Consider the following 4,993-nt stretch of genomic DNA (forward strand, 5'->3'; position numbering starts at 1 on the left):
AAAACGTTTCCCTTTAAACTTATAGGCTAAAACCATCCCTTTTTGTGCTTGTGTCATAAGGGCATCGGTGATTTGAATCTCGCCCCCTTTACCGGCGGGGGTATTCTCAATTATGCCGAATATATCGGGAGTGAGGATATAGCGTCCGATGATAGCAAGGTTGCTAGGTGCAACAGATGGATCGGGTTTTTCGACCATGTTGGAGATCATATACACCCCCTCTTCGATCTCTTTCCCCTCTATGATACCGTAGCGGTTGGTATGGCTTGGATCAATCTCTTCAATGGCGACGATGGAACATTTGTATTTGTTAAACAATTCAACCATTTGAGAAAGGACACTGCGGTCTCCGTTTCCGTCACATAGGTCATCGGCGAGGATAACGGCAAACGGCTCATTCCCGATGAGTGTCTCACCTGTGAGGATCGCATGTCCCAACCCCTTCATTTCATTTTGACGTGTATAGGAGAAGGTACATTGATCGATAAGAGAACGAATCTCAGTGAGGTAGTGTTCTTTATCACTTCCTTTAATCTGATGTTCAAGTTCGTAGCTGACATCAAAATGATCTTCCAATGCCCGTTTTCCCCGTCCTGTTACGATAGCCATCGTATGCATTCCCGCTTCAACCGCCTCTTCGACACCGTATTGGATGAGAGGTTTGGTGAGTACCGGCAACATCTCTTTCGGCATTGCTTTGGTTGCAGGTAAAAATCGGGTTCCGTAGCCTGCAGCAGGGAAAAGGCATTTTTTAATCATTGAGACTCCTTAATTATGGGTGATATTTTATCACATTTGTCCGTAGTAAATCTGTTTACTATTTGATTACACAACATAAGATACAATGAGGAATCTCTTATAAAGGAAAGTTATGAAAACAACTATTCGTTTAGCCCTAATTGCGGGAATTTTAGGCACATCTTTAGGTGCATCAAATTTTGATATCGGCGTTTCCGGTTCAGATCAAGGGATTAATGGATTTACCTTTTCTATCGGCGATTATTATCGTGTTCCCTATCAGGAAGTTGTGGTGATTGAACGTTCCATCCCGCGTGATGAGATGAGTGTTGTCTACTTTTTAGCTCGTGAGTCGCATCGCGATGCCCGATACATTAGCGATTTACGTCTGCGCGGAATCAGCTGGTGGGATATCAGTCTGCGGCTAGGACTTAATCCGCATACGTTGTATGTCGTGGATACCCATCGTTACCATCAACCTCCTTATGGAAAAGCGTACGGGTATCATAAGGATAAAAAGCACCGTCTTCGTGATGCCGATATTGTCGAGTTGGTCAATGTCCGCTTCCTCTCCGATTACCATCGCATCAGTGCGGACGAGGTAATAGAGCGACGCCGAAGCGGTGAGCGGTATAATCGGATTGATGAACATTACCGAGGGAAAAAGCATTCAAATAACCCTCAAGAGCGAAGAGATGATCGGCGTGATGATCGAAACGGACATGGGGAGAAAGGACACGGTAACCCGCATGAGCGTTAAAATAGTTCAATAATCTCTACAGTACGGAGGGATTTCATCCCTGTTTCATGCTATTATAAAGTAACTATTTAATAGAGGAAAAACGGGTGGATGATGAACCAAGAACTGACACGTAAAGATCAGCTAAAATCGAAATTAAGAGAGGGCGATCCTACCTACCGCTATTACAAATCAATCTTTCATCTCACCCGCGATATGATCGCGATTAGCGACGGGTATCATATTATAGATGCCAATAAAGCATTTGGCGATTTTTTTTCGGCTTTTGGCGTGGATCTATTTGACTCCGATTTTTCTCTCTCAAAACAGTTTCTGCAGATAGACAAATACGGGTATGTGTATGAGGGGTATTTGAATACCCCTTGGTTTAAAACAGTCTTGAGGGGTGAAAAAGAGCACTATAAAGTGGGTATCAGCGCACACGATAAAATCTATACTTTTTCAGTTTCTGTCACTTTATTGGAGCCGAGCGAAGATATTTATGTGATTACCCTCTCCGATGTCACTGATATGATGAGTTACAAGTGTGTTTTGGAGGAGGGGATCCGTATCAGCACACACGAAAAAGAAGAGACACAGTTCATTCTCTCACAATACTATCAGGCGATCGATGCTTCCAACTTGGTAGCACGATGCAATCTGGATGGGATTATCACCTACGTCAACGACACCCTCTGCGAAACGCTCCATTACACACCCGAAGAGTTAGTCGGACGCAATGTCTCGATTTTCTTTGATCGAAACAGCGAGGTCATGTGTGAAAAAATAGCAGAACAGCAGATCCATAACGGCGAGATTTGGAAAGGGGTTCTGAAAAATATGGATAAATACGGGGGGACGCGTTATTTTGCCACTACGATTGTTCCTATTAAAAATCAAGATAATACGATTATTGAAATCCTCTCAATCCGTCATGATATTTCGGAGATGATGAGTGCCAAAGAAGAAGCGCTTCAATTGCTCGAAGCCAAAACTCAGTTTTTCGATCAGGTATCCCATGAACTTCGTACCCCTCTCAATGCGATTGTCAATTTTACCGATCAAGCGCTGGAGAGCTATGATGAGATTATTGAGGATGAGGAAAGCCGTGAGCTGGTCAAAAAATATTTGCAGCGCTCGTATGCCAATGCAGAAAACTTGTTGGAATTGATCAACTCTCTTCTTGATATAGCCAAAATGAAATCGGGAAAAACGGCTTTTAGGATTGCACCTCACAATGCGGTATCACTTACCCAAGAAGCATTTGAAAATTGTTCAAGTCTCCGAAAAAACAGCACTATCCAGTATGATTTTAAGTCAACAAAAAGTGTTATCCCGATAGAGTGTGACGGAGTAAAATTTAAACAAATCATCACAAATTTGATCTCTAACGCACTGAAATTTACTTCGGATGGAAGTGTCGTAGTGCGGGTAGAAGAGAGTCCGGATGCGTGTATCATTGAGATTGAAGACAGCGGAATGGGGATAGCCGAAGATAAGCTCTCTCTCATATTTGAACCGTTTGCTCAAGTACGCGATCATGGTTTCGGTACGGGATTAGGGCTGAATATCGTCCGTGAGTACGCTGAAGCTATGGATATGTCAGTACATGTTCGCTCCGAAGTAGGGAGGGGAAGCTGTTTTTCAGTACGAGCCAAATTAAAAGGAAACTGATTGCTTAGTCATCATTATCAAATTATCGATACCTTGCATGAAAATATTTCTACGGTTGTCTATCGTGCCCTTCGGACAAGCGATGGGAAGCGGGTGATTGTTAAAATGCTCAAACCGGGGGAAATGAATGAACACAGAATAACCCAGTTTATGAACGAGCAACAGATACTCTCCCAGCTCAAATCCCCTAAAATCGTCAAATTAATCGAGATTATAGCCCTCCCTTCGGAATACCTCCATATTTTTGAAGATATTGGAGGGAATTCCCTATACGATATGCTCTTGCACCGCCGTTTTTCACTTTCAGAGGGGCTGAATATCGCCATTAAAATTGCGGAAGCACTCCAAATTATCCACCAAAAACATATTATTCACGCCGATATCAATCCTAAAAATGTTATTTATAACCATGAAACCAAAGCACTTCAAATTATCGATTTCGGATATTCGGTTATTGATAATCATTTTAGGTATAACAGCGATCTCAATGTCGGAACGTCGGGAAATCTTATGTATATGTCTCCGGAGCAGACGGGGCGGACGAAGCAGAGGGTTGATCTTCGAAGCGATTTGTACAGTTTCGGAATGAGTCTCTATCACCTTTTTTCGGGATCTTCTCCGTTTGAAGCGAAAGACCGTTATGAACTTATCCATAAACAAATTGCCCTCCGTCCCGCACCTATCGAAACGATTGTTGAGAATTTTCCACCGGTTCTCTCTACGATCATTAACCGACTCACTGCGAAAAAATCGCAAGAGCGTTACCAGAGCGATGAAGCGGTAATATATGACCTGAAACATGCCCTTCGAACTTTGAATAAATCGGCGCAAATCCCCCACTTCGAGATCGGAACCCGAGATCAGCCCACCCTCCATTTCGGCGATCATATTTTCGGCCGTGACGAAGAGATCGGATTGCTTAAAGAGGTAGCTCAAAAAGTAACCTCGCATAAAGGGGTTCGGCTTGTTGTTTCGGGCGCAGGCGGTGTGGGAAAAACACGTTTGATTGAGGAATTTTTAACCCTCTTAAACAGCAGCGGATCGAGAATTTTACGGGGAAAGTTTGAACAGAATCGCTCATCTCATCCCTATTTGAGTTTTAAACAACTCTTTGCTCAACTCAAGATGGTGTGGATACGTCATATCAAAAATACCCAAGAGGTGCAGTTGGATACTCGCAGTATTCAGACATTGAGCCACTATTTTTCGGAGTTACGGGAGATTTTGACACCTAAGTCTATAAGCAACGCAACGACGGGCGAAGAGATGCGTCATCAGCTCCCTTATGCGTTGCAGGAATTTTTAAAACAGATCGCAACCGATACCTCACCGTTAGTGATTTTTATGGATGATTTGCAATGGGCCGATAGCGCATCCCTCGATCTGATCCAAAAAGCGATTTTGCAGATGGATATCCCTAATCTCCATTTTATTTTCAGCTATCGCACGGATGAGATTGAGTCTAATCCGGTCTCATTAGAATTCGTCCAAAAAGTCCGAGAGCAGTGTTCGGATGAGGTGTACTTTTTTGACCTTTCCCCCCTTATGACAAAAGATATGAAAACCATGTTCAAAGAGATGTTAGGGGAGGGGAGATCAGACGTAGAGAGCCTCGCAGAGCTTATACACAAAAAAACAGATGGGAACCCTTTTTACATTAAAACCTTTCTTTACGATTTGATCGATGCACACGAGATTGCGTATGAGAAGGGGAAATGGCGTTTTGATCTGGAAAAAATTCGTACGTATGGCGCAAGTGTTAATATTGCCGGTTTGATACGTGCTAAATTTTCGCAGCTTAGCCGTGATGAACAAGAATATTTATACTATTTGTCATTGTTG

At 43.0% G+C, this 4,993-nt stretch carries 4 protein-coding genes; 3 read left to right on the plus strand and 1 reads right to left on the minus strand.

The window, feature by feature from the left end; all coding sequences use genetic code 11:
• Positions 1-759 (minus strand): UTP--glucose-1-phosphate uridylyltransferase GalU (gene galU, locus A2517_RS08855; RefSeq protein WP_294896192.1); only part of this gene is annotated, 759 nt, incomplete at its 3' end.
• A gap of 112 nt (positions 760-871) precedes the next feature.
• Between galU and A2517_RS08860 the strand changes: the two genes are divergently transcribed.
• The 3 genes from A2517_RS08860 to A2517_RS08870 all read left to right on the plus strand — a co-directional run.
• Entirely contained in the window at positions 872-1,498 is a 627-nt protein-coding gene (locus A2517_RS08860; RefSeq protein ID WP_294896194.1) for a hypothetical protein, read from the plus strand.
• Positions 1,499-1,588: 90 nt separating this feature from the next.
• On the plus strand, positions 1,589-3,151 hold the full coding sequence (locus A2517_RS08865) for a PAS domain-containing sensor histidine kinase (protein WP_294896196.1): 1,563 nt from the start codon (positions 1,589-1,591) through the stop codon (positions 3,149-3,151).
• On the plus strand, positions 3,152-4,993 hold a 1,842-nt coding region (locus tag A2517_RS08870), incomplete at its 3' end, for a protein kinase (protein WP_294896198.1).

Source organism: Sulfuricurvum sp. RIFOXYD12_FULL_44_77 (assembly GCF_001830725.1).
Lineage (GTDB): Bacteria > Campylobacterota > Campylobacteria > Campylobacterales > Sulfurimonadaceae > Sulfuricurvum > Sulfuricurvum kujiense_A.

Bases quoted from the DNA above. Each gene is read 5' to 3' on its own strand.
- A2517_RS08860 (WP_294896194.1), top strand. From the start codon at position 872: ATGAAAACAACTATTCGTTTAGCCCTAATTGCGGGAATTTTAGGCACA.
- A2517_RS08865 (WP_294896196.1), top strand. From the start codon at position 1,589: ATGATGAACCAAGAACTGACACGTAAAGATCAGCTAAAATCGAAATTA.